Source organism: Hallella sp. (assembly GCF_037460745.1).
Lineage (GTDB): Bacteria > Bacteroidota > Bacteroidia > Bacteroidales > Bacteroidaceae > Prevotella > Prevotella faecis.
Genome location: NZ_JAXVAE010000071.1, coordinates 1 through 22,810 on the forward strand (window position 1 = coordinate 1; position 22,810 = coordinate 22,810).

General features: G+C 46.5%; 18 protein-coding genes. 8 read left to right on the forward strand and 10 right to left on the reverse strand.

Annotation, left to right across the window (positions count from 1 at the left end):
* Positions 1 to 782: 782 nt before the first annotated feature.
* Both WKK33_RS03450 and WKK33_RS03455 read left to right on the forward strand, forming a co-directional pair.
* Entirely contained in the window at positions 783 to 1,409 is a 627-nt protein-coding gene (locus WKK33_RS03450; RefSeq protein ID WP_337932495.1) for a thymidine kinase, read from the forward strand.
* Positions 1,410 to 1,440: 31 nt separating this feature from the next.
* Positions 1,441 to 2,583, forward strand: coding sequence for an AI-2E family transporter (locus tag WKK33_RS03455; protein WP_337468537.1), 1,143 nt, complete (start codon positions 1,441 to 1,443; stop codon positions 2,581 to 2,583).
* A 50-nt stretch (positions 2,584 to 2,633) separates the two neighbouring features.
* On the opposite strand, the gene WKK33_RS03460 is transcribed toward WKK33_RS03455, so the two are convergent.
* From WKK33_RS03460 to WKK33_RS03505, 10 genes are all read right to left on the reverse strand, one after another.
* Complete coding sequence (locus WKK33_RS03460) at positions 2,634 to 2,789, reverse strand: hypothetical protein (protein ID WP_215760499.1); 156 nt, start codon at positions 2,787 to 2,789, stop codon at positions 2,634 to 2,636.
* A gap of 40 nt (positions 2,790 to 2,829) precedes the next feature.
* A complete protein-coding gene (locus WKK33_RS03465; protein WP_215760500.1) occupies positions 2,830 to 3,702 on the reverse strand; it encodes an RluA family pseudouridine synthase in 873 nt (290 codons plus the stop codon).
* Between the two features lie 14 nt (positions 3,703 to 3,716).
* Positions 3,717 to 4,916: an ABC transporter permease gene (locus tag WKK33_RS03470; protein WP_215760501.1), complete on the reverse strand. Its 1,200-nt coding sequence runs from the start codon at positions 4,914 to 4,916 to the stop codon at positions 3,717 to 3,719.
* A complete protein-coding gene (locus WKK33_RS03475) occupies positions 4,913 to 5,557 on the reverse strand; it encodes an ATP-binding cassette domain-containing protein (protein WP_337468539.1) in 645 nt (214 codons plus the stop codon). Before WKK33_RS03475 ends, WKK33_RS03470 begins: the two co-directional genes overlap by 4 nt.
* Before the next feature lie 164 nt (positions 5,558 to 5,721).
* The gene (locus WKK33_RS03480; protein ID WP_337801281.1) at positions 5,722 to 7,050 is read right to left on the reverse strand and encodes a DUF4836 family protein; all 1,329 of its coding nucleotides are present in this window, start codon (positions 7,048 to 7,050) and stop codon (positions 5,722 to 5,724) included.
* Positions 7,047 to 7,772, reverse strand: a complete 726-nt coding sequence (locus WKK33_RS03485; RefSeq protein WP_337570300.1) for a 16S rRNA (uracil(1498)-N(3))-methyltransferase — start codon at positions 7,770 to 7,772, stop codon at positions 7,047 to 7,049. The genes WKK33_RS03480 and WKK33_RS03485 overlap by 4 nt, the downstream gene beginning before the upstream one ends.
* Positions 7,759 to 8,355, reverse strand: coding sequence for a UvrB/UvrC motif-containing protein (locus tag WKK33_RS03490; RefSeq protein WP_337570303.1), 597 nt, complete (start codon positions 8,353 to 8,355; stop codon positions 7,759 to 7,761). The genes WKK33_RS03485 and WKK33_RS03490 overlap by 14 nt, the downstream gene beginning before the upstream one ends.
* Before the next feature lie 3 nt (positions 8,356 to 8,358).
* Positions 8,359 to 9,630 (reverse strand): nucleoside permease, encoded by a 1,272-nt coding sequence (locus WKK33_RS03495; RefSeq protein ID WP_337932496.1) that lies wholly within the window; start codon positions 9,628 to 9,630, stop codon positions 8,359 to 8,361.
* A gap of 185 nt (positions 9,631 to 9,815) precedes the next feature.
* A complete protein-coding gene (locus WKK33_RS03500; RefSeq protein ID WP_337932497.1) occupies positions 9,816 to 10,460 on the reverse strand; it encodes a DUF3256 family protein in 645 nt (214 codons plus the stop codon).
* The gene (locus WKK33_RS03505; RefSeq protein ID WP_337932498.1) at positions 10,457 to 10,951 is read right to left on the reverse strand and encodes a hypothetical protein; all 495 of its coding nucleotides are present in this window, start codon (positions 10,949 to 10,951) and stop codon (positions 10,457 to 10,459) included. The genes WKK33_RS03500 and WKK33_RS03505 overlap by 4 nt, the downstream gene beginning before the upstream one ends.
* A gap of 209 nt (positions 10,952 to 11,160) precedes the next feature.
* Between WKK33_RS03505 and WKK33_RS03510 the strand changes: the two genes are divergently transcribed.
* The 6 genes from WKK33_RS03510 (at position 11,161) to WKK33_RS03535 (ending at position 22,553) form a co-directional block, all read left to right on the forward strand.
* Positions 11,161 to 14,451, forward strand: a complete 3,291-nt coding sequence (locus WKK33_RS03510; protein ID WP_337932500.1) for a UvrD-helicase domain-containing protein — start codon at positions 11,161 to 11,163, stop codon at positions 14,449 to 14,451.
* Positions 14,452 to 14,458: 7 nt separating this feature from the next.
* Positions 14,459 to 17,419 carry a PD-(D/E)XK nuclease family protein gene (locus WKK33_RS03515; RefSeq protein WP_337932501.1) on the forward strand — a complete coding sequence of 987 codons (2,961 nt, stop codon included), beginning with the start codon at positions 14,459 to 14,461 and terminating at the stop codon, positions 17,417 to 17,419.
* A gap of 82 nt (positions 17,420 to 17,501) precedes the next feature.
* The gene (locus WKK33_RS03520) at positions 17,502 to 20,042 is read left to right on the forward strand and encodes an ATP-dependent Clp protease ATP-binding subunit (RefSeq protein WP_337569104.1); all 2,541 of its coding nucleotides are present in this window, start codon (positions 17,502 to 17,504) and stop codon (positions 20,040 to 20,042) included.
* Between the two features lie 464 nt (positions 20,043 to 20,506).
* The gene (locus WKK33_RS03525) at positions 20,507 to 21,454 is read left to right on the forward strand and encodes a hypothetical protein (protein ID WP_337932503.1); all 948 of its coding nucleotides are present in this window, start codon (positions 20,507 to 20,509) and stop codon (positions 21,452 to 21,454) included.
* Between the two features lie 90 nt (positions 21,455 to 21,544).
* Positions 21,545 to 21,967 (forward strand): hypothetical protein, encoded by a 423-nt coding sequence (locus WKK33_RS03530; protein ID WP_337932505.1) that lies wholly within the window; start codon positions 21,545 to 21,547, stop codon positions 21,965 to 21,967.
* Between the two features lie 40 nt (positions 21,968 to 22,007).
* A complete protein-coding gene (locus WKK33_RS03535) occupies positions 22,008 to 22,553 on the forward strand; it encodes a hypothetical protein (protein ID WP_337932506.1) in 546 nt (181 codons plus the stop codon).
* Positions 22,554 to 22,810 lie beyond the last annotated feature (257 nt).

Genomic DNA, 22,810 nt, shown 5'->3' on the forward strand with positions numbered 1-22,810 from the left:
GCAGTATATTTCAATTATGGATTAAGGGTGCAGCGCTACCGCTGAATAGTTACTTCTGAAAACTTGCGTAGTATGCTCATCTTGTTCACTTTATATGCCAAGAGACCACAAACGATTATATCAAGACGATGTGTTTTTAGTGTTTGAGGCGATACAAACAACTAACAAATTCGACTAAAGACACCCAAGAGCTACAATCGTACATTTACTGTAAGTTTTTTTGGTTAAAAAGTTTGTCGGGCTTTTGAGATAATCTAGGAAGAAAATCTGCCATTTCAGAACATCCGAACGATGAAAGTGAGGCGATCCATTTACCGTTGGGCATGTTTCGGCTTACGGGAAGGCATGTTTCGCATTTCAATTAGGCAGCTATCGAGGTGCGATAAACCAACTATCGTGACTCGAAAGGTGGCTTTTCGTAGTGTGACTGACGCAATGTTGCTGCCGCTTACAAATATAATTCATCTAAACGTCTGTTAATAAGGTGATTACAAAATTCATCCCACAATCGCGTATTTGCAGCCAATTATTCATTCGTTCAAAAAAACAGTGTAGATTTCACTATAGTTTGTATTAGTATTTGCATATGGTTTGAAACCATTATGAACCATGGTCTTTTACATGACATTACGAGTAAAGTGCTTCAATAAACAACGAATCTATAATGTAGATTATGATAAATAGATATAATAAAGTTCAGTGTAAAGCCTCATAACAATACGTAGAATTAAAAAATATGGATGCAATGATCCAATTTATGAAAATTTGCCTATCTTTGCAATATGAATATAGAAAACTTCGCAGGCGAAAACCGCCACCATGGAAGAATTGAAGTGATATGCGGGTCAATGTTCTCGGGAATAACCGAGGAATTGATTCGACGTTTGAAGCGTGCAAAATTTGCTAAGCAGAACATTGCCATATTTAAGCCCAAATTGGACAACCGCTATTCAGACGTTGATGTTGTCAGTCATGACCACAACAGTTTCCATTCAACGCCAATCGACAACTGTGCAGACATTTTGAAACTGTCCGCAGGATATGACGTGGTTGGCATTGATGAGGCGCAGTTTTTTGACGACAAGCTCTCTCATGTTTGTAACATATTAGCTTTCAAAGGAATACGTGTTATTATTGCAGGGCTCGATATGGATTTCCGCGGTGAGCCTTTTGGTCCTATGCCGTCTTTGTTGGCCATTGCCGACGAGGTAACAAAGGTGCACGCCATTTGTGTGAAATGCGGCGCCTTGGCTTATGCAAGCCATCGCCTTGTACGCAACGACAAGCAAGTGATGCTTGGCGAAAAGATGGAATATGAGCCGCTTTGCCGCAATTGTTTCCAAAAGGCCATTGAGGAAGACAAACGTAATGCCTTGTCGAAAGATCTCTTTGAGGATAACAACTTATAAAGATTTCAAACTGTAAAACAACAACAGGTTTATGGCTAAAGTGATAACATTCGACAGATTTGTACGCATGGCTGGTATCGGCCTCTTGATAGCAGCCATCTTCTGTTTAATCAACTATCTGAGCAGTGTGTTGATTCCGTTTTTTGTGGCTTGGTTGCTCGCATACTTACTTTATCCCATAGTGAAGTTTGTGGAGAACAAACTTCATGTTCGCATTCGCGCTTTGTCGATTATCATCACAATGATATTTGTTGTGTCAGTGGTGTCGCTCATAGTTTACCTTATCATCCCACCGATGATCGACCAGTTCCAAAAACTTTATGTCATATTAAGTCATTGGGTACACGAGACAACACACACCAACTCCATTTCCGAATGGCTGTCACAGGTTCTCACAGAAAACCATCAACGTATAGAAGCATTCTTCAAAAGTCCCGATTTCACTGCCACTTTGAAGAGCGCAGCGCCGAAATTTTTTAATGTGCTAAGCCAAACGGCAAGCATCATTCTGAGTATTGTGGCTTCACTTATCACCTTATTATATATGTTCTTCATTCTTATGGACTATGAGCATCTTACGGCCAATTGGATACGCATCTTCCCTCCCAAGGTACGTCCGTTTTGGAATGAGTTGATGAACGATGTGGAGCGCGAACTGAATAATTACATTCGAGGTCAGAGCGCCGTAGCCGCCTGTATGGGTGTGATGTTCTGTGTAGGATTCTCCCTACTCGATTTCCCCATGGCTATAGGCCTTGGCATCTTAATTGGTATCATGGATTTAGTGCCCTATCTGCACACTTTTGCCCTGATTCCCACAGCTTTTCTTGCTATGCTCAAGGCTGCCGACACAGGTCAGAACTTTTGGGTAATATTCGGATTGGCCGTTGGCTTGTTTGCCGTGGTGCAAATTATTACTGACATGATTGTAACCCCTAAGATTATGGGCAAGGCTATGGGGCTCAACCCTGCTGTGTTGCTCTTGTCTTTGTCGGTCTGGGGCACTATCTTAGGTTTCATCGGTCTCATCGTAGCCCTCCCCCTAACCACCATCATCATTGCCTATTGGCAGCGATATGTAACTCGCGAGGGTGATAGGCCCATGCATTTGGCACGGGAAGAAGAAAACAAATCTCACCCCACCCCAACAGTGCAACAACAAGATAAGGCCTAATAATAGGAAACGCCACAAGTGATTGTGGCGTTTCCTATTATTAACTGGTGTTAATGCATGTAGGTGAAGTAAATGATGGCCAGGATGGCTATGATGGCCAACAGAGCGGCCGTCTTGAAAAGGCAACTGGTTACTTTCTTAACAACAATCAGCGCCACAACGGCTGCTATAAAAATAAAAATGTAAAGAGAAATGCCTGAAGTCATAACACGGCTTGTTTCTTTTGGGTAAATAATGTTGTCTTGTTTAAAACAGTGACAGGAATGATTGAGGAATGGAAGTTTCAAACTCCATAGGCTTATGCGTTACCGGATGGTAGAAGCAGAGCACATAGGCGTGGAGGCACAAGCGACCAAGCGGATCATCTCCATTGCCATACTTCACATCGCCACACACAGGATGTCCCATATCAGCTGCGTGAACACGTATTTGGTTTTTGCGTCCAGTCTCCAACTTAAACTCCACAAGCGAATATCCCTCTCGGCGGTCGAGCGTGTAGAAATGAGTAATGGCGTATTTGCCACCATTATCGACAGGACTGCTAAATGTAAAGAAAGCCCTATTGTCCTTCAACCAGTTTTCAATCGTTCCCTCGTTGTGTTCCATCTCACCAGAGAGCACGGCCACATATCGGCGATCGAACACAGTGTTGTGCCAATCGCGCTCCAAAGATAATTCGGTTTGCTTGTCCTTTGCGTAAATCATCAAGCCGCTGGTGTCGCGATCCAAACGATGAACCACGTGGGCCTGACAATGCTGCTTGGTGCTACGGAAATAGTCGTCCAACACGGTTTTCACATTAAGTGTGCTGTGCCCTGCCGCCATCGAAAGTATGCCAACGTTTTTCTCAACCACAACAATGTATTGGTCCTCATAAACCAACTTTACATAACGGCTGTGGAAAGCATTATTGCGTTTCGACTTGCTCACCGTAACTTTCATGCCGGGTAGCAAAGGATAATCAAACTTAGTGACGACTTTTCCATTCACTCGGATTCCCTGTCCATGAAGGATATCCTTGATTTTTGTACGGCTTAGCTTAAGATTTGCCAATAACCAATTGAGCAAGGGAGCCTCCTCGCTAACCACATATTTATCGTATTTATTTTGTGTTTCCATCTATATATTGTCTGTCATTCTTTGCGTTTCCAGATACGGGTAATCTTGTGACGAATGGCCAGCAAGTTGCAGATGCTCACCAACAAGAAAAGAGCAACGCCAAGCACTACAGCAGGCAGCACGTTACCCTTGTCGATATCGGGGAAGAGCGTCTCTATGAAACCCATGTAATAGTCTCTAATGAAATAAAGAATAGTCCAGGCCAACAACAACACGCCCACGTTCAGAAACATGGTGAGCAATTGGTAAGGTCGGGCCACATTGTTGGGGCTGTATCCGATCAACAAGAGGTTCTCGAGTTTCGATGAGTTCTTCTGCACAAGCAAGTAGATGCTCAGCATAAGAATGTAGAAACTGAGAATAGAAATCACCAAGCCCACCACCATGACCATCGACACCATCATACGCAGGAAATAAGTGGTTTTCTGGCTGTTGAGCTTGTCGTTTTCAATCTCGATGCCTTTTTTCTCCGTATACTGAGAGAACTTTTCGTTGGCAGGATTATCGATCTGCAAGATAAGGCGGGTTGGATCGGAGTGCTCATTGGGTGCATAATATTGGTTGCTCCAATCCATGAAAGCCTGCGGGACTAAGAGGGTGTTAAGGCGACTTGAGAAGCCGATCACTTTTCCTTTGTATTCATCCTTATGGCCATTTCCTTGCACAAAGATCTTGAGGTCAATCATGCCCACGAGACCATCACTGATTCGAGGCAATGAATGGCTTTGCGCAAAGCCAAAATTGTACATGGCAATGTAGCTGCGTGGCAAAATGACAGGAACCTCCTTAGAACCCTCTGAATATTTCCACAGAGAAAGAGGAACATCAACAAAGCTATCAGGAATACTTTCGAAGAACAATTCGGAGTTGAGTACGCTGGTGCCATTAACTCCCATGTTGCCCGACACCTTGTACTCTGTAGTAGTAAAAGCCCCAACCTTTGTGGCAAAGGGTTGGTTGCGAAGGTCCTCGATTTCCGACGATTCGAATGCGTTGGAGCGACCCGACAAGGTGCTACCCATGCCTATCTTCTTGCTGACAATAACATAGTCGGCCTTCATGAACGAGTCTTCGGATGTGAAGACAGGCAACACGTCCTTGTAAAACTGAAAACCCAACAAAACAATAAGCATACCAAAAAGATTGGCGAAGAAAAAGCCTACAAATTGAGGTATGCTGATGTGCTGGCGTAATAACTTCCAAACCAAATTCATAGCATCAACGTTTTTTCGTAATCCAACTTCATATGCTTACCAATACTCGTAACTATTACTCCTGCGCCCTGCGCCTTTGCCTCGGCCATCATAATGTCGCCCATGATTTGGGAGTTGTGGTCGTCAAGGTGTGAGATAGGCTCATCAACAAGGATAAAGTCGAATGGTTGTACCAAGGCGCGTATCATAGCCACGCGTTGTTGTTGACCAAACGACATGCGTCCAATCTTGGCGTCGAGCTTGTCGCCTATACCCAGCATGTCGAACCATTGCACGATTTGCTTGTCGGTCTTAAACCCTGTAAGGTCATTTTTGATCTTAACATTCTCCATAGCTGTCAACTCTGGAAAGAGTCGCAACTCTTGGAAAAGATGACTGATATGCTTTTGGCGTATGTTTACCCAATCGTTGACATTAAATGTGCGAACATCTTTTTGGTCGAAAACAACTTGTCCAGTGTAATCATGTCGATATCCAATCACATAACTGCAAAAGGTACTTTTGCCTTTTCCCGAGGCTGCTTCGACCAAATAAAGGTGGCCTTTCTCAAAGCAGACATCTTTCTTCCACACGTCAGACTGCAGGTCGCTGACTTGTTCGAAAACGTGTGGCAAGACATTGTTAAGTTTTATACTATTCATAGTCTTACTTTTTAACCCTCTCCGCCGCAGTGCCTTGAAAAAGCTTTGGTGTTGCGCCGCGAGTGTTACCCTATCCTATTTTTATTTATAATGATATACGCTCTATTCAGTGAAGAACAAGTTTAATATTACCATCAGATTCTCTTCTAATATGCACAAATGGTTCAATTCACTTTCAAAGTGTAAACAAGCGTGTTCACATTGCCAAACAACGGTTTTAGAAATGTGGTGACGCCTGTACCTTTGTCGATGGAAGAGATGTTGGCCACCAGTGCCATCTTCTGTCCTTTAAGTTTTTTCTGTATGACGGGAGAAATAGGATTGGCTGCCGCATGAATGCTCTGTAAGGCCACCTGTTCGCTAACGCCACTCATGTATTGCCAATCGTTGGTAACACCAAAATAGTACGACGTTTTACCGTCGCGATAGTAATAGCATTCGCGCCCCCACTCGCCTATTTGTCCACCAGCTGGAACGCTTTGTTTCCAATAGTCCACGTCAGCAAGCCAATCAGCGTTTTTCAATTTGGCGGCCATCATAAGTTGGAAAGACGATTGGCCCAATGAGGGCGTTATGATTGCCATGTCACCGTCCACACTCTTAATGATGCTGTTCATGTCAATGGCTGTGTTGATACCTGAGAGCATGGCTTGTATGCCACGGTTGTCAGTCATGAGTTTGATAAACTGACCACCGTCGACATTCACAAACAGGCCTGCCGCATCATGGCTCGACATAGATGCCACATACTTGCCTTGAATAGGACGGTAAGTGGCTTGCGCTTTTTGCAGTGCGTCGTTGATGCGTTTGACAAACGAGAAAGTTTGTCCGTTTATCCACAAGCAACCATCCTTAACCTCCATGTCGGCTGCGATGAGCACCTGAGAAGGGTCAGTACCCTTGGGAGCACCAAGTGTGAAAGGCGCAACAAGATATTCAGGCAAGGCCTTGGCTTGGCAAACCATCGCCATAGGAGCGTCGATGGAGTCGAGCTTGTCGTACATGGGTGTTCCCACAATACCATCGTCCTCCTTAGCCTTTAGGTATCTGGCCATGAGTTGCATCATCTCAGGTTGGGCTGCAGGCACCACAGGTCCCATCAATAAGGTCGACTGGTCTGAGAAACCAATGATCCAAAGGTTGGGCAATATGGCAAAATGGAAATCTTGTCGTTCCAGAACGGTTAATCCCATTTTCTGCAACATCTCTCCTAGTTGTTTCGTGTTGTCGGTCTTAGCACAAACGCCAAGATTGCCTTGGGCATCTTCGAACAACATGACGGGTTTCGAGACATCTATACCCGTATTGTTCAGGTTGGAGACGTGCAGAAACGCCTTAAATAAGGTTTGGCTACCTGCACCACTCATTTTAGCGGTGTTCATGGATATGAGCATGCTACTCTCTGCCGGGATGGCGTTGAGATAATCGTTGTTGGAGCAGGAGCTCATGAGCCCCATCCACACCAATGCAATCAGATAAACTATTTTTTTCATTCTTTTCTCTTGGTAATTTGAGCCATCGTCACGGCCATTAAACCAGCAGTTTCGGTACGTAACCTACTGTTGCCTAATGATATGGAGCGGTAGCCTCGGGTTAAAGCCAACTTAACTTCGTCGGCAGAGAAATCGCCTTCAGGACCAACCAACACGGTAACATCCTCATCAACATCCAATTGTTGTAGCTCGCGGAAGAGATCATCGCGCTTAAATTCCTGATAGCAATGGGCTATGAACTTTGTGCCTTGGCGGGAGGTGTTGATGAATGAGCTGAAATCGGTCATTTCATTAACAACGGGCTTCCAAGCTTTTCGGCTTTGTTTCATGGCCGACACAACAATCTTTTCAATTCGGTCAATCCTAATTTGTTGTCGTTCAGAGAACTTACAGTTGAGGAAAGAAATTTCGTCGACTCCCACTTCGGTAGCCTTCTCCACCATCCACTCCATGCGGTCCATCATCTTTGTGGGAGCTATGGCAAGATGGATGCGTCCCCTCCAAGTTTTCTCTTGTGGAAGGGTTTCACGAATATGGTAGAAGCATTTCTTGTTTGTTGTCATGCCGACTTCAGCATGATAGAATACCCCTTGGCCATCCATCAAGTACATCTCGTCGCCCGTCCTCATGCGCAAAACCCTCAAGGCATGAGTGGCCTCTTCTGCAGGTAGCTCTTGCACCTTACCAGCCTCTAGCACATAGAAAAATCTAATTTCCTTCATGGTCATTCATTGAATTATCCTTGTTACTATTGCGCAATTTGTTTCGCTTGTTAATCTCATCACGCAAGTAGCTAGCCGCCTCATAATCCTCGTTGTTTATGGCCCTTTGCAAGGCAGCGTCGAGCATCTTGTCAGTAATGGTGTTCAATGGCAGCGAAACACCCTTACTATTACGGCTGAACGGAGTGCTTTGTTTAAGGAAAAGGGTCTTGTCGATAGTGACAGTCACCTTTCCCTTACTGATTAGCGACAACAGTATGGCGTCGCAAGCATATATGGGAAGCTCAGCGAAGTTGTCATTGTCGATAAGCACTGCGCCATATTGACCATTCTTGACGCTGTCGATAAAAGCCTCCATGCGGTTCCCCACTTGGCTTTCAACCAGTTTCCATAGCACTTCTGGCAACATCTTGGCGGTAGATACCGCATTGGTCATACACTTCTTAAAGGCTTCGAACAACGACTTCTCGCACGGAACAGCCAATTGCCTTTCGCATTTTTCGTCTACCAATACGAGCAAGCCAATGTCGTCTACGCCTTGTATCTCCGATACGCTCTTAAATGTAAGTGCTATCTTTGTCATGGATTAATTGACTTTTTGCTTTTTGGGGCGGAAAATCAGCGCAAACGACACGCCCACCAGCAGTGCATAGCCTGCAAAGACAAACCAGCACGATTGCCAATCACCAACGGTCAGCACGTCGCCATCCAATGGCATGGCATACGTGTAATGGTTTATGACTGCTTGGGCTGCTATGGTTCCGATGGTTGCACCCACTCCATTAGTCATCAGCATGAACAATCCTTGGGCTGACGAACGGATGCCAGAATCGGTGCTTTGGTCGACAAACAACGAACCTGAGATATTGAAGAAGTCGAAGGCTACACCATAAACCACCATTGAAAGCACAAAGAGCAGTACGCCAGGCATTCCAGGATTACCAAATCCGAACAGGCCGAAGCGCAACACCCAAGCACACATAGCAATCAACATCACATTCTTGATGCCATAACGCTTCATGAAGAATGGTATAAGAAGAATGCAGCAAGTCTCACTAACCTGCGACAAGGAAATGAGGATATTGGCATGTTGTACACCAAACGAGTTGGCATACTCCGGAATAGCCTTGAAACTAAAAAGGAAAGGGTTAGCAAAACTATTAGTAATCTGTAGGCTTACACCCAACAACATGGAGAAGATGAAGAAGATAGCCATTCGCTTTTGTTTAAACAAGGCAAACGCGCGTAACCCCAACGCATCAACCAAACTTTTTTGCTCCGTTTTGTCGCTGATGTTGCAATGTGGCAACGAGAAAGTGTAGAGGAACAATATAATACTGATAGCTCCTGATGTCACAAACTGATATTGGTTAGACTGGAAGCCCATCAAGTCAACAAACCACATAGTGACGATAAAGCCAATGGTTCCGAAAACACGAATCGGGGGAAAGTCTTTTACTGTATCCATGCCTGCTTGGCTCAATGCCGAATAGGCCACCGAGTTGGTCAAGGCCAATGTGGGCATGTAGAAAGCCACGGAGACGGTGTACAGAGAGAAGATGGTGGAGAAAACCACATTGTCTCCGGCTGTAGCTCCATAATAAGCGGTGGCAAACATAAAGACGCCTGCCAACAGGTGGCAATAGCCCAACAGTCTTTGGGCAGGAATCCACCGGTCGGCCACAATTCCCATCAAAGCGGGCATAAATATCGACACGACACCTTGCATGGAATAGAACCATCCAATTTCGGAGGCGATTCCAATATTACCCAAATAGCGACCCATAGAGGTCAGGTAAGCTCCCCACACTGCAAATTGCAGGAAGTTCATCAGCGACAAGCGTACTTTCAGATTCATATTATTCTTTTTATATTTTTGTTGCAAAGATAGCAATTTTGCGGGAATATTGATGAGAACGAGCCCTAAAAATGCCTTTCACCTAAAAGTCCTACTAAGTTTAAGAAAACTTCTAACTGACGTCATGCAAAAGCGTATGTTACAACGAGGGCAAAATAGCTAAAGACAAGCAAGGCCTACACTTTTTATTTGGTGTTAAAGCCGCGTCCATCCCAATGAAGATCTATGGGGTTCATAACAGACGAAAGTTTTCTTTGGTCATCGGCCTTCAGCAACGGCAGTGATAGTTTCACATGTAGTACATTGTCAGCTATCGACAATTTAGCGCTCAACATGACGGGATCTATCATGGCGCACAATTCGTCGTAGCGCGCCTTGCTCATTATATCGGGACGTTGTGTCAATCGGCTTGCCAACTCATAGTAATCGCCACCTTCGAACGCTTTAGGCACGATGATGCTTTGCCATTCTTGGGTGAAAAATTTCACGTTGCTTTCCTCTGCAGGTCCCTTCCACGTCGTCACCACGCACAACAATGAATCCTCACCTTCACGCGGAAGTCGTTTCAATTCCATAGTAACCGATTCGTTAAGCGTCAGATGAATGTAGTCGGCAGTTATGGTGTCCATCTCACTTTTTCCGCCCAACGAATGGTTCACATCGCCCTTCAACCCCATTTTGATGAAGTCGGTCATTTCCAAGCGATGGGTACGGTCGATGTATGGGATGACCGAATCAGGAATACTGCTCCAAATCTCCACCATCGATTTTGCCATCGACGACAAAGAAACAAGTAAGGTTATTGCCGTAAAAATCAGACGTTTAATCATAATTGGTTGGTTTTAAATTTAAATGGTCCAAAACGCAGTTGGTCGGACCAATGGCCATTTCGGGGAGCAACAAACACGGTAAACAATCGGCCTATTCCCAAAGGTGACTGGCCGCCTGCGTAAAAGCGTGTGCCATCTTCCTCGTAATCGAGCGAAATGGCGTGCTTCTTGCTCAGGTTTTTAGCAATGGAGTCGAGTTCTGTCTTGGCCATCCATTTGCTTTTATGATCTTTATAAAAGCGTGCTTCGCACAATTGACCATTGCGAAACCGAAACGTCACCTTGTTCCAGCGGAAACCTTCAAACGACTTGTTATTATAAACTATCTCGTCGGAGATGGCATGCGCAGGATGGCCAAATGTCTCCACAATGCGAGCAGTGGCCTCCTCGTAGGTAGAGCCAAACTGCACGTTTCCTATTCCTTGAGCATTGGAAACCGATGCAAAAGCAAGGCTTAGAACGATCAGAAATGTTCTGAAAGAGAAATTCATCTGTTTTTTTATTTGAAATACAAAGTTACTGCATTTGCTCGATAAACAAGCATCTTTTAGGTTTTGTTTAACAAGATACGCTCAAAATTATAGATAGAATATGAAAAATATGTGATTTCATCGGCAGAATACGATTGTTTTTTTGTAAGTTTGCAATGTATTAACGTTTTGTTTGCAACAGAATACAATTAGGAAACACACATACGCTTATGTCCAAGCCCTTAACCATCTACAAAGCAAGCGCCGGAAGTGGCAAGACCTTTACCCTTGCGGTGGAATACATCAAGTTGCTCATTCGAGACCCGCAAAACTTTCGTTACACCTTGGCCGTAACCTTTACCAACAAGGCTACGGAAGAGATGAAGACCCGCATCCTCGGCAAGCTATACGGCATTGCCAACAGTTTGCCTGACGCCGACGACTACATGGAACAAGTGAGCAAGGCTTTTCCAGAAAAGAACGAGCGCCTTATACGTTCTACCGCCGAGGAGGCCTTACAGTTACTCATCCACAACTACCATTACTTCCGCGTGGAAACTATAGATAGTTTCTTCCAGAGTGTGCTCCGCAATCTTGCCCATGAGTTGGGCCTTGCGGCCAACATGAACGTTGGCCTGAACAACCGGGAAGTGGAAGACGAGGCTGTCGACAACATTATTGCTAACATCCAACACGACAACGACCCCTTGCTCAATTGGATCATGGGCTTTATCAAGGAGAAGATACAAGACAATAAGAGTTGGAACGTCATAGGCCCAATCAAGGAGTTCGGACTGTCAATCTTCCAGGAATTCTACATGACCCACCAAGATCGTATGCGCCAATTGATGGACGACCCCGAATACTTCAAAATCTACAAGGAGGGCTTGAAACGTAAACGTAGCGAAGCATTAAAGACCATGTCCGACTTTGCCAAACGCTACCATGAGATTTTTGAGGATGAGGAGTTGACCGACAAATGTTTCTATAGATCCAGCCAGAGCGCATCGGCTTATTTCAAGCGGTTGGAGAATGGAGGCTTCCTAGACGGGAAAGGCCCCAACAGCTACGTTGCACCCGCGCTCAACGATGCGTCGGCCTTAGTTGGAAAAGCGGCCGACGATCATCAAGCTTATGCTATCGAACAACGTATTGTGCCTCTGTTGAGAGAGGCTGAGGCGCAACGCGTTGAGTGCCTGGTAACCGTCAACTCGGTCGACCTCACATTACGCAATATCAATGAGTTGCAGTTGTTGGGACGTATTGAGCAAGAGGTAAACGCCATCAACGAGGCCACCAACAATTTTCTACTGAGCAACACCCAGCAGTTACTCCACAATCTTATCGATGGGCAGGATTCGCCCTTTATCTACGAGAAAATTGGTGGACAGGTGCGCTACATTATGATTGACGAGTTTCAGGACACGAGCATGGTGCAATGGCAAAACTTCAAGGTGCTGCTTGACGACTGCATAGCTCACGATAATGGCAGTCTGATTGTGGGCGATGTCAAGCAGAGCATCTATCGATGGCGCAATGGTGACTGGCGTCTGCTGCAACAGTTGAGTGAGAAAAATACTGAACTCATTGGCGTGAAGTCGCTGGAAGTTAATTACCGCTCGCAACGTAACATCATCGAGTTTAACAATGCTTTCTTCCAAACGGCTGCGTCGATAACAAGCGACCGAGCCATCGAGGAACTCGACGCACAAGGGGCTGAGGCCACAACAAAGGCTGAAGCCGCCGACATAAAGAATGCATACAACGATGTCGTGCAGAAGGTGCCCCCAAAACGCGAAAATGCAGGATTGGTCGACATCCGCCTTTTACCGACAGACGACTACGACGAGCAGATGATACTTCAAGTGAAGGAAATAGTGGAGCAACTCATGGAACAGGGAACCCCACCGGGCAAGATAGCTATCCTTGCGCGCAAGAACAAGATTATTAGCCGGTTAGCCGAATGGTTTCAGCAAAACCCCATCATGGTCAATGGGCAGGAAGTGATGGCTCCAATGGTTTCCGATGAGGCATTTCGTCTCGATGCGTCGCTCGCCGTAAACACCATTGTCACGGCCATGTACGTGTTGGTCAACCCCACCGACATGTTGGCCATGGCCTCATTGGTCAAAGCCTACCGCAAGATCTGCCTCGGTAATGAGGAAGCTACCGACACGGAATTATTTGTAGGCACCGATGACTTGCGCACCTTATTACCCACCGACATGGTCGACCATTGGGATGAGTTCTTGTCGATGCCCATCATAGACTTGGCAGAACGTCTGTACCAAACGTTCAATCTCGCTCGAATTGAAGGACAGAGCGCTTACATGTGCGCATTTTTCGACCAACTGTCTAAGTATCTTCAACGCCATGTGGCGAGCATCAGCGATTTTCTAACCGAGTGGGATAACATACTGTGTGCAAAGACGATACATAGCGATGAAAAGAATGGCATTCGCCTTTTGACAATCCACAAGAGTAAGGGATTGGAGTTCGACCATGTTATCTTGCCGTGGTGCGACTGGGACTTGGAGAAGAGCGATGACACACTGTGGGTGGAGCCGCAGGTGGAGCCATACAACGACCTGCCGATTGCGCCCATTAGTTTATCGAAGGTTAAATTACTCAGTTCGATATACAAGAACGACTATCAAAGCGAGCATATCAAGAACATCGTCGACAACCTCAACGTGCTCTACGTAGCCTTTACCCGTGCCTCGCGCAACCTCTTCATATTAGGAAGGAAAGAAAAGCCTCAATATCCATCGCAACTTATAGCCGACGTGCTACAAAAGTTGGGCTACGAGCTCTCGAGCCAGAGCGAGTTGCTACAAGCCGATAATCAGTTGAACGACGACAGCAACACAGGCGTTTGGCATTTCAGGTATGGCGAGTTCTGCCCAACGTCGACCAAGGCCGATACCGAAAGCGCCAATGTGTTTGAGCAAAAAGACGAGGGCTTGAAAATCGACATTCGCAATTACGACTCACGCGCCCATTTCGTACAAAGCTACGATAGCAGCAATTTTCTCTTGACCGAAGAGGAGCGAGAGCTACGCAACGACCGCCGCACATACATCGACACGGGAAACATCCTGCACACGTTGTTCGCTTCGGTCTATACCCTTGACGATTTGGACAAGGCCATCAACCAATTGGAGTTTGACGGCGTGCTCTACGATAAGGCGCTCACCCGCGCCGAACTGCGCAGTACCATAGCCAACCGCTTGCAGTCGCCCGAAGTGCGCCAATGGTTTGATCCGCACTGGAAGGTGTTTAACGAGTGCACCATTCTCACCTACGATGACGAGACACAAACCTTGGTGGAGAAACGCCCCGACCGTGTGGTTTACGATGGGCAACAAATGGTGGTCATCGACTTTAAGACGGGCGCCGAACGTCCCGAACACCAACGGCAGGTCAACGAATACATGACCTTGTTGCGTCACATGGGTTATCCTCATGTGAGCGGCTATCTTTGGTACATCCTCACCAATCATGTCTTACCCGTAAAATAATCCGATCATGACATTCTTACAATATGTAGCTAAAGACCTTTTGGCCAAACACGGCAACGAGTTGGCCGACGTGGCTGTTGTGTTCCCCAACAAGCGTGCGTCAATCTTCCTCAACAAAGCCCTATATGAGGAAGCTGGCCACCCTGTGTGGAGTCCTGCTTACCTCACCATCAGTGATCTCTTTCGCAACCATTCTGACCTACAGGTGCCCGACAACATCTTGCTGACGTTCAAACTCTATAACGTATATTGTGATTTGCTGCAAACCGACGAGACTCTCGATCATTTCTACTCGTGGGGCCAGTTGTTACTTTCCGACTTCGACGACCTCGACAAAAATTTGGGCGACGCCACCCACATCTTTTCCAATCTGGAAGCGCTGAAGAACATGGACGATTTCTCGTTTCTTTCCGACCAACAGCGGGCCAGCATAGAGGCTTTCTTCGGACATGTTGTTGCCGATACTGTCTTGCAAAATCAGTTTCGTAAGATATGGGAACATTTGGCCGATATATATCACCTATATAAAAAGGTGTTGCGCCAAGAGCATCTGGCTTACGAGGGCATGCTCTATCGCGATGTGGCTGAGAGTAAAGAGACCCCGTTCCGCTACAAGCATTATGTCTTTGTGGGCTTCAATCTGCTGCAGAAGGTTGAGCAAAAGTTGTTTGCCCGCCTCAAAGACCTAGGACGAGCCGAGTTTTATTGGGACTTCGACAAGTATTACATGCCGCCATCGCATCAGGAGGCGGGGCGATACATATCGCGCTATCTTGACAAGTTCCCTAACGAGTTGTCTGCCGAGCGCGCCTCGGAAGGCATCGACCCTGACGACATCTATAACAATCTCTCGAAACGCAAAGACGTGGCTTACATCTCCGCCCCCACAGAGAACATCCAAGCGCGATACGTAAGCCATTGGTTGAAAGAGAAAGACCGTTACCGCGATGGAAGCCGCACGGCTATCGTCTTGTCCGATGAGAGCTTGCTGCAAACCGTTGTCCACTGTCTCCCGAAGGAGGTGCGCAACGTAAACATCACTACAGGTTTCCCCCTGTCGGCCTCCCCCATCAGCACCTTTGTCGCATTCCTTATCGACCTGCAGTTGCACGGCAAACTCGAGGGTGGCGAGCGCTTCCGCCTAAAGCAAATAAACCAAGTGCTGCGCCATTCCTACGCCAAGTACGTGTCGGCCGACTGCCTGTCGCTTTGCAATGAGATCAACGAACACAAGCAGTATTACCCCCAACGCTCGTTTCTCATAAAGGGACGCGATGAAGCGTTGCAAGAACTTTTTGAGAATGTTACCGAATGCGATGGCCAAGTTCCACTGCTCGCCTGGGTAGCTCGCATCCTCAAGCGTGTGGGAGTGGGCTCTGCACATACCGACGATCCGCTGATGCACGAGGCGGTGTTTCGCATGTATACGCTCATCAATCGCCTCGAGACGATCATGGCACTCTCGCCCTTATCGGCCGACAACCTCTCTGGACAAGGCGTTGACGCCACAGGCCGCCAAATTGTCAGCATAGCCATCCTGCAAAAACTCATGAGCCAACTGTTGCAAACGACCTCCATTCCTTTCCACGGCGAACCGGCTAAGGGTGTGCAGATTATGGGCGTGCTGGAAACGCGCAACCTCGACTTCGACCATGTATTGGTATTGTCGTGCAACGAGGGCAAACTGCCCAAGGGGGTCAACGACGCTTCGTTTATCCCCCACTCGCTTCGAGCTGCCTATGAACTGACCACGGTCGAGAACAAAGTGGCCATCTATGCCTATTATTTCTATTCACTTCTGCAACGGGCCAGCGACATTACGCTAACCTACAACAACGCTACCGACGATGGACAGAAGGGCGAGATGAGCCGCTTTATGCTTCAGTTGATGGTGGAGAATGAGGGACGCCATCTGCTGCGCCGCCTCACGCTACAATCCGGACAAAGCGCATCGCTAATTCTTCGTAACCGCATTGAAAAAGATGCTGTCGTACAGCAACGCCTCAATAGCTTATTGCGCCTTTCACCCACAGCCATCTATCGTTACTTACACTGTCCGCTACAGTTCTATTATCATACCGTTTGCAAACTCTACGAGGACGACAACGACGATGAGAACGAAATAGACAACATGACTTTCGGAAACATATTCCACCGAACGGCAGAACTCATTTATCGCAGCCTATCTCAGAACACCGACCGCATCATTACAGCCGACGAGATCAAGCGCTTATACGACAATAGTGATGCGCTCTACGAATTCATCGACAATGCCTTTCGCGAGAAACTTTTCAAAGTTGATGACCCGCGCTTTCTACCCAAATACAATGGCATACAACTGCTCAATCGTAAAGTCATCTACCTCTACATTCGTAGTCTTTTGGAAATCGACATGCGTACAGCGCCATTCTCCATTCTATCTTTGGAGGGTGACTTCTACGATGACCTGACGTTTACGGTTAATGGCCACGAATGCACCCTGCAAATAGGCGGACAGGTCGACAGACTCGACCGCATCGAGTGCAATGCGAGATACCTAAGGGTCGTCGACTATAAAACGGGTAGCCCCCTAACGTCGCTTCCTTCGTCGGTGGCCGACATCTTCGACTCGTCACTGGTGGAAACACGCCACACCGATTATTACTTGCAGGCCTTCCTCTACGCCTCGCTAATCCGTCATGGCGCCACAACGATGTCTCAAGTCAACCCCGCATGTCTGCCAGTGGCGCCCGCCTTGCTCTTCATACGCAATGCGCAGAAGTCAGACTATACGCCCATATTGCAGTTTGCAGGTGAGAAACGGGGAACTCGAGTGCCTATCAACGACATTGCTGATTATCACAATGAGTTTATCGATGCGCTTAAAAATCTTCTCTCAGAGATATTCAACCCCGACATGCCGTTCATCCCCACGCCACAATCAGAACGCTGCCTAACATGCCCTTATCATAAAATTTGTGGCGTTTAAGCAATTCTTGGCACATTCCTTGCTGCATAGAAAGGAAAATGATTAATTTTGCATTGCATTATAAAGAAAGGAATATAAGATTATGACCAGCCAATTTTCACCTAAAGTGTCAGAAATCCTTGCGTTTAGCAGGGAAGAGGCGAATCGCCTGGCCAGCAAGTCGGTTGGCCCTGAGCATTTGCTGCTTGGCATTCTCAGAGGAAAGAGCGGACCCGTAATAGATCTGTTTCGCAGATTGGAAATAAACATCCAAAAGCTTAAGGCGGAACTGGAACAACGCGTAAAAGAGGAAATAACTCAGGAAAACACCCACATAAGCGAAATCGCCTTGAACGAACAAGCCAACAATATTCTGAAGTTGGCTGTTCTTGAAGCTAGAATACAGCACACCCAACTTGTCGATGTGCAACACCTGCTGTTGGCTATCTTGCACGACCAAGTGGCCAACGGAGCCAAAGTGGCGCTCGAGAATAACCAACTCGACTACGAAACAGCTCTACAGATGTTACAGAAGAAGCCCACAGCCGATGGACTCGGACTGCCCGATGAGGATGAGGAATATGAAGACGACGCTATGGCCTCACAGCACAATGCAGGCAATTCGCGCCAATCGACAACCACAACCAAAAAGCAAGGTGCTACAAAGACTCCTGTGCTTGACAACTTCTCGACCGACCTTACGCAGGCGGCCCATGAGGGAAAGCTCGATCCTGTAGTGGGGCGCGAAAAGGAAATCCAACGTGTCACGGAGATTCTGTGCCGACGCAAGAAGAACAACCCCATACTCATCGGCGAGCCCGGAGTGGGAAAGAGCGCTATCGTGGAAGGTCTAGCACAGCTCATCGACAAGCACATGACCTCACCGCTGCTGTTCAATAAACGAGTGGTGAGCCTCGACTTGACTGCCATCGTGGCAGGCACAAAATATCGCGGACAGTTTGAGGAGCGCATACGCGCCCTGCTAAAGGAACTGGAGGCCAACCCCGATGTTATTATCTTCATCGATGAGATTCACACCATCATTGGAGCAGGTTCCACGCCAGGCAGCATGGATGCGGCTAACATTATGAAGCCTGCTTTGGCTAGGGGCGCCATACAATGCATCGGAGCCACGACGCTCGACGAGTATCGAAACTCCATAGAGAAGGATGGAGCCCTTGAGCGCCGTTTCCAAAAGGTACTTGTGGAGCCAACAAACACCAACGAGACGCTCTGCATCTTACGCAACATCAAAGACCGCTATGAGGCACATCACCATGTGAACTATAGTGATGAGGCGTTGCAGGCATGTGTCAAGCTGACAGAACGTTATGTCACAGACCGTTTCTTCCCCGACAAGGCCATTGATGTGCTTGACGAGGTGGGCGCACGTACCCATTTGCTTCACACTGACGTTCCTGCAGAATTGACCGACAAGGAGAAGGAGATTAGTGAAGTTAAACACAAGAAGGAGTTGGCAGTGAGCAACCAAAACTTCGAGTTAGCAGCCAGTTTCCGCGACAAGCAGACGCAACTTGAACAGGAATATGCAGAGATGCAGCGCAAATGGCAGGAGGGCGACTCATCAACACGCCACCATGTCACCGACGTTGAGGTAGCCGACGTGGTGTCGATGATGACGGGCATTCCTGTGCAGCGTATGGCCGAGAGCGAAGGGGTGCGCCTGCGAAACATGGGTGGCCAACTGAAAAACGCGGTCATAGCTCAAGATGCGGCCATCGATAAGATGGTAAAGGCCATTCAGCGCAACCGTGTGGGGCTCAAGGAACCCAACCATCCCATAGGCGTATTTATGTTCCTCGGCCCCACGGGTGTGGGTAAGACTTATCTGGCAAAGAAACTGGCTGAGCAGATGTTTGGGTCGCGCGAGGCCCTGATACGCATCGACATGAGTGAATACACTGAGAGCTTCAATGTGTCACGACTCATAGGAGCACCCCCGGGATATGTGGGTTACGAGGAGGGCGGACAACTCACCGAGCAAGTGAGACGCCACCCCTACTCTATCGTACTGCTTGATGAGATTGAGAAGGCACATGGCAATGTGTTCAACATGCTGCTGCAGGTGCTCGACGAAGGTCGACTGACTGACGGAAACGGCCGATTGGTCGACTTCCGCAACACGATCATCATCATGACCTCCAATGCTGGAACACGCCAACTCAAGGAGTTTAGTCATGGCGTGGGATTCAATGCTGGCGGACTGTCGAGCACTTCGAATCTCAATGAAAAGGATAAGGTGTATGCGCGCTCCATCATCCAAAAGAGCCTGAGCAAGCAGTTTGCGCCTGAGTTCCTCAATCGTCTCGACGAGATTATCACCTTTGACCAGTTAGACCTGAGCGCTATTAAGCGCATCATCGACATAGAACTGCAGGATTTGTTCAAGCGTGTAAACGACCTCGGCTACCAGCTGGAGATCAGTGACGCGGCCAAGGAGTTTGTTGCCACAAAGGGCTACGACGTACAGTTTGGTGCACGTCCCCTGAAACGTGCCATGCAAACCTACATTGAAGACGGACTCTGCGAGCGAATCCTTTCGGGCGACCTAAACGGGGGAGCTACCATCCGAATCGACAAGGAAGATGACAACGAACAGCTTATCTTCAACGTAGTCAACTGAGTAAGCTCTTTTGAGCACGAAGGGATTGCGAAGCCCAACTAAGCCAGAATGACTATAATAATGTTGACTGTAGAAAGATAAAGATTTAATGGCCATGCGGGCTACAACGATAATATTCCTTATTATTGCTGTCGGGTAAACATAAGAATCCTTCCCAAAGCCCCGTAAATGAAGTGACCCCAAAAAGTTGGACAGGTTATCAACTATCCGATTTGAGAAAGAGTTCGGTATTGCACCGGACTCTTTCCTTTTAACCGGCTTTTAATTCTTTTATAATGCTGTCCGCTAAAACTCCAAAGAGCATAAATATTCCGCCCGAAGTTCTCTAAAATAGGACTTCGGGCTTGTTTTATCAAAAAGGAAGCCCCCTCTAATCAAACAAACTTGGCTCTGTAGATATTTCCTTAGTCTCTTGAACCATTTTTGCCCAATCTTTTTCAGGTCTTGACCAGAGTCTTAACAAGATGCGCTCGGTAGCGGTCTATTATAAGGAATACACCACCCTCGAAAACCTTCAGCTTCTCGGTGAAGAGTATATCCGCCAGATGAAGCGCGACCTCACGCCAAAGACCTTCCAGACGTCAATCCTCTGTCAGAAGATTGGCATCTCGCACGATGGATTTTATTCGTCTATGCAGGAGTACCACAAGTATGATGCTTCGGATTTCGACTACCTCGACTCGCTCGGCTACGACCGCATCATCAAGGAGGCGCAGCAGGATCTTTACACTATCCACGCCAACAACCAGTTCTCTACACTTAACAGCTCGCTCGACTGTCGCACGGACTCGGACATCGACCCTATGCAGCCTCTCTGCATTGGCATGGACTACAATGCTAACATCAACTGGATTGTGTGCGGTCAGCCACGCAACAATAGATTAAACATCCTCAAATCGTTCTACGTCAAATTCGAGCGCAAAATCCCTGCGCTCGTCGCCGACTTCTGCACCTACTACGCACCACACCCTAACAAGACAGTCATATACTATTATGATGCCACCGCCCTCGGCTCTAACTATGCCGTAAACGACCAGGATTTTCATTGGGTGGTAGTCCATGGGTTCGAGCGCCACGGATGGCAGGACATTGACGTGTACCTCGGCAACCCGATGCGCCACGATGAGAAATACCTTCTCATCAACCAGGGCTTTGCCGGGAAGCAACGACTGATACCGTACTTCAACCGCCAAAACAACGATGATCTTATACTCGCCATCCAGTCAGCAGGAGTGGAGCGTGGTCGCAACGGCTTCCGCAAGAACAAGTCTATGGAGAAGCAGCCGGAGTCCGAAGAAGACCTTCTCGAACACCATACCGACAGCACCGATGCCTTCGATACGCTCTATATCGGCTGCGAGAAGTTTCCACAGCATGATTTATACCCAATTGCGATAGGTGGTGTAAGATAATTGTTAAAATTGTGTTAAAAATAATTGTTCGGGGTGGGTGTAAATAAAAAATATTAATTTTGTTATTAAATAATTAAAATACATTCGATTATGAAAAAGTTTTTAGCATTGTTTTTTGTAACTACATTTTCTGCGTCTTCATTTGCGCAGTCATATAGTGATTTATTTACAACATACAAGCCTGCTCCAACTGTACCTAATGGATCAGTGTATGTCCCAAAAATGGAAGTAATGGATCCAAGTAAATATACTCAAAAACGAAGAAGTCAAGCAGAAGAGCAATTACAGATTATTACTGGAGTGTATGTAAAAAATGGACAATTTAGGTCTATAAAAATGAAAGCAATGGTTTCTGATCTTGGACAAGTTGTTATAAAGGCATATTATAACAATCAACAATGGTGGAATTGTGATTCTTATGCTTCATCCAATCCTTTTAATGTACCAGAAAGGTTAAAAGATATGTGTGAATATGAAGTCTATTTGACTGGAATAGGAAAGGTGTATTTTTAAGTCAGTAGTTTAATGATGATTTGAAATAAATCATAAAAGTATGAGTTATCATGACGATTTTGGAAGTGGATGTGTTAATGGTATTCTTTTCATTGTTTTTGTTTTCTTTATAGGATTTATATCATTGAAAGGATGTGTTTCATGTGCTGATGAAGCATATCGAAGTTATGATAGATGGGAAAGAAATAAAACGTCAAAAGAACAAAAGAATAGAATTTATATACCAAGCCAAAATATAACTTATAAAAAGTATGAATACTATCATCAATCGAAATCACCAAATACTAAAAGTAAGGTAGTTTCATATAAAGCCCGATGCCCTAATTGCAATGGAACAGGAAATCCCTGCCGCATATGTGATGGGAGAAGATGGATAATGGAACGATGTAAATATTGTAATGGAACAGGTAAAAGTAGTTATTTAACAAATGATGGCGAAAAATTAGTATCTGTACCATGCGTATGTATTGAATGTAATGGCAAAGGTTGGGATGAAAAATTATGTCAAAATTGTTCTCCATTAGATAGATGTAGTAGATGTAATGGTAATGGAAACATTATTGTGGTAAAAGAAATTAGCAACTAATAGCACATCCTATCTTGTAAAATGGAAGCGGAATCCCTCCTAATCCGCCTTCACCTATAAAGCCTTTGTCTTGCGCCTTGCCAACGTAGGACAAGGGCTTTTCTTTTTTTTTCAGTGGTATGCTCCGCCTTCAGCACCTCCTTCGCTGCGCTCTTCGCACCTTTGGCTTTTGCAATCTCTCAGGCGTGAGAGTCAATCACATAAGGTAGCCAATCCCGATTTTCAAAGGAGTAAGGCGTGGCGCACCGCCTTTCCTG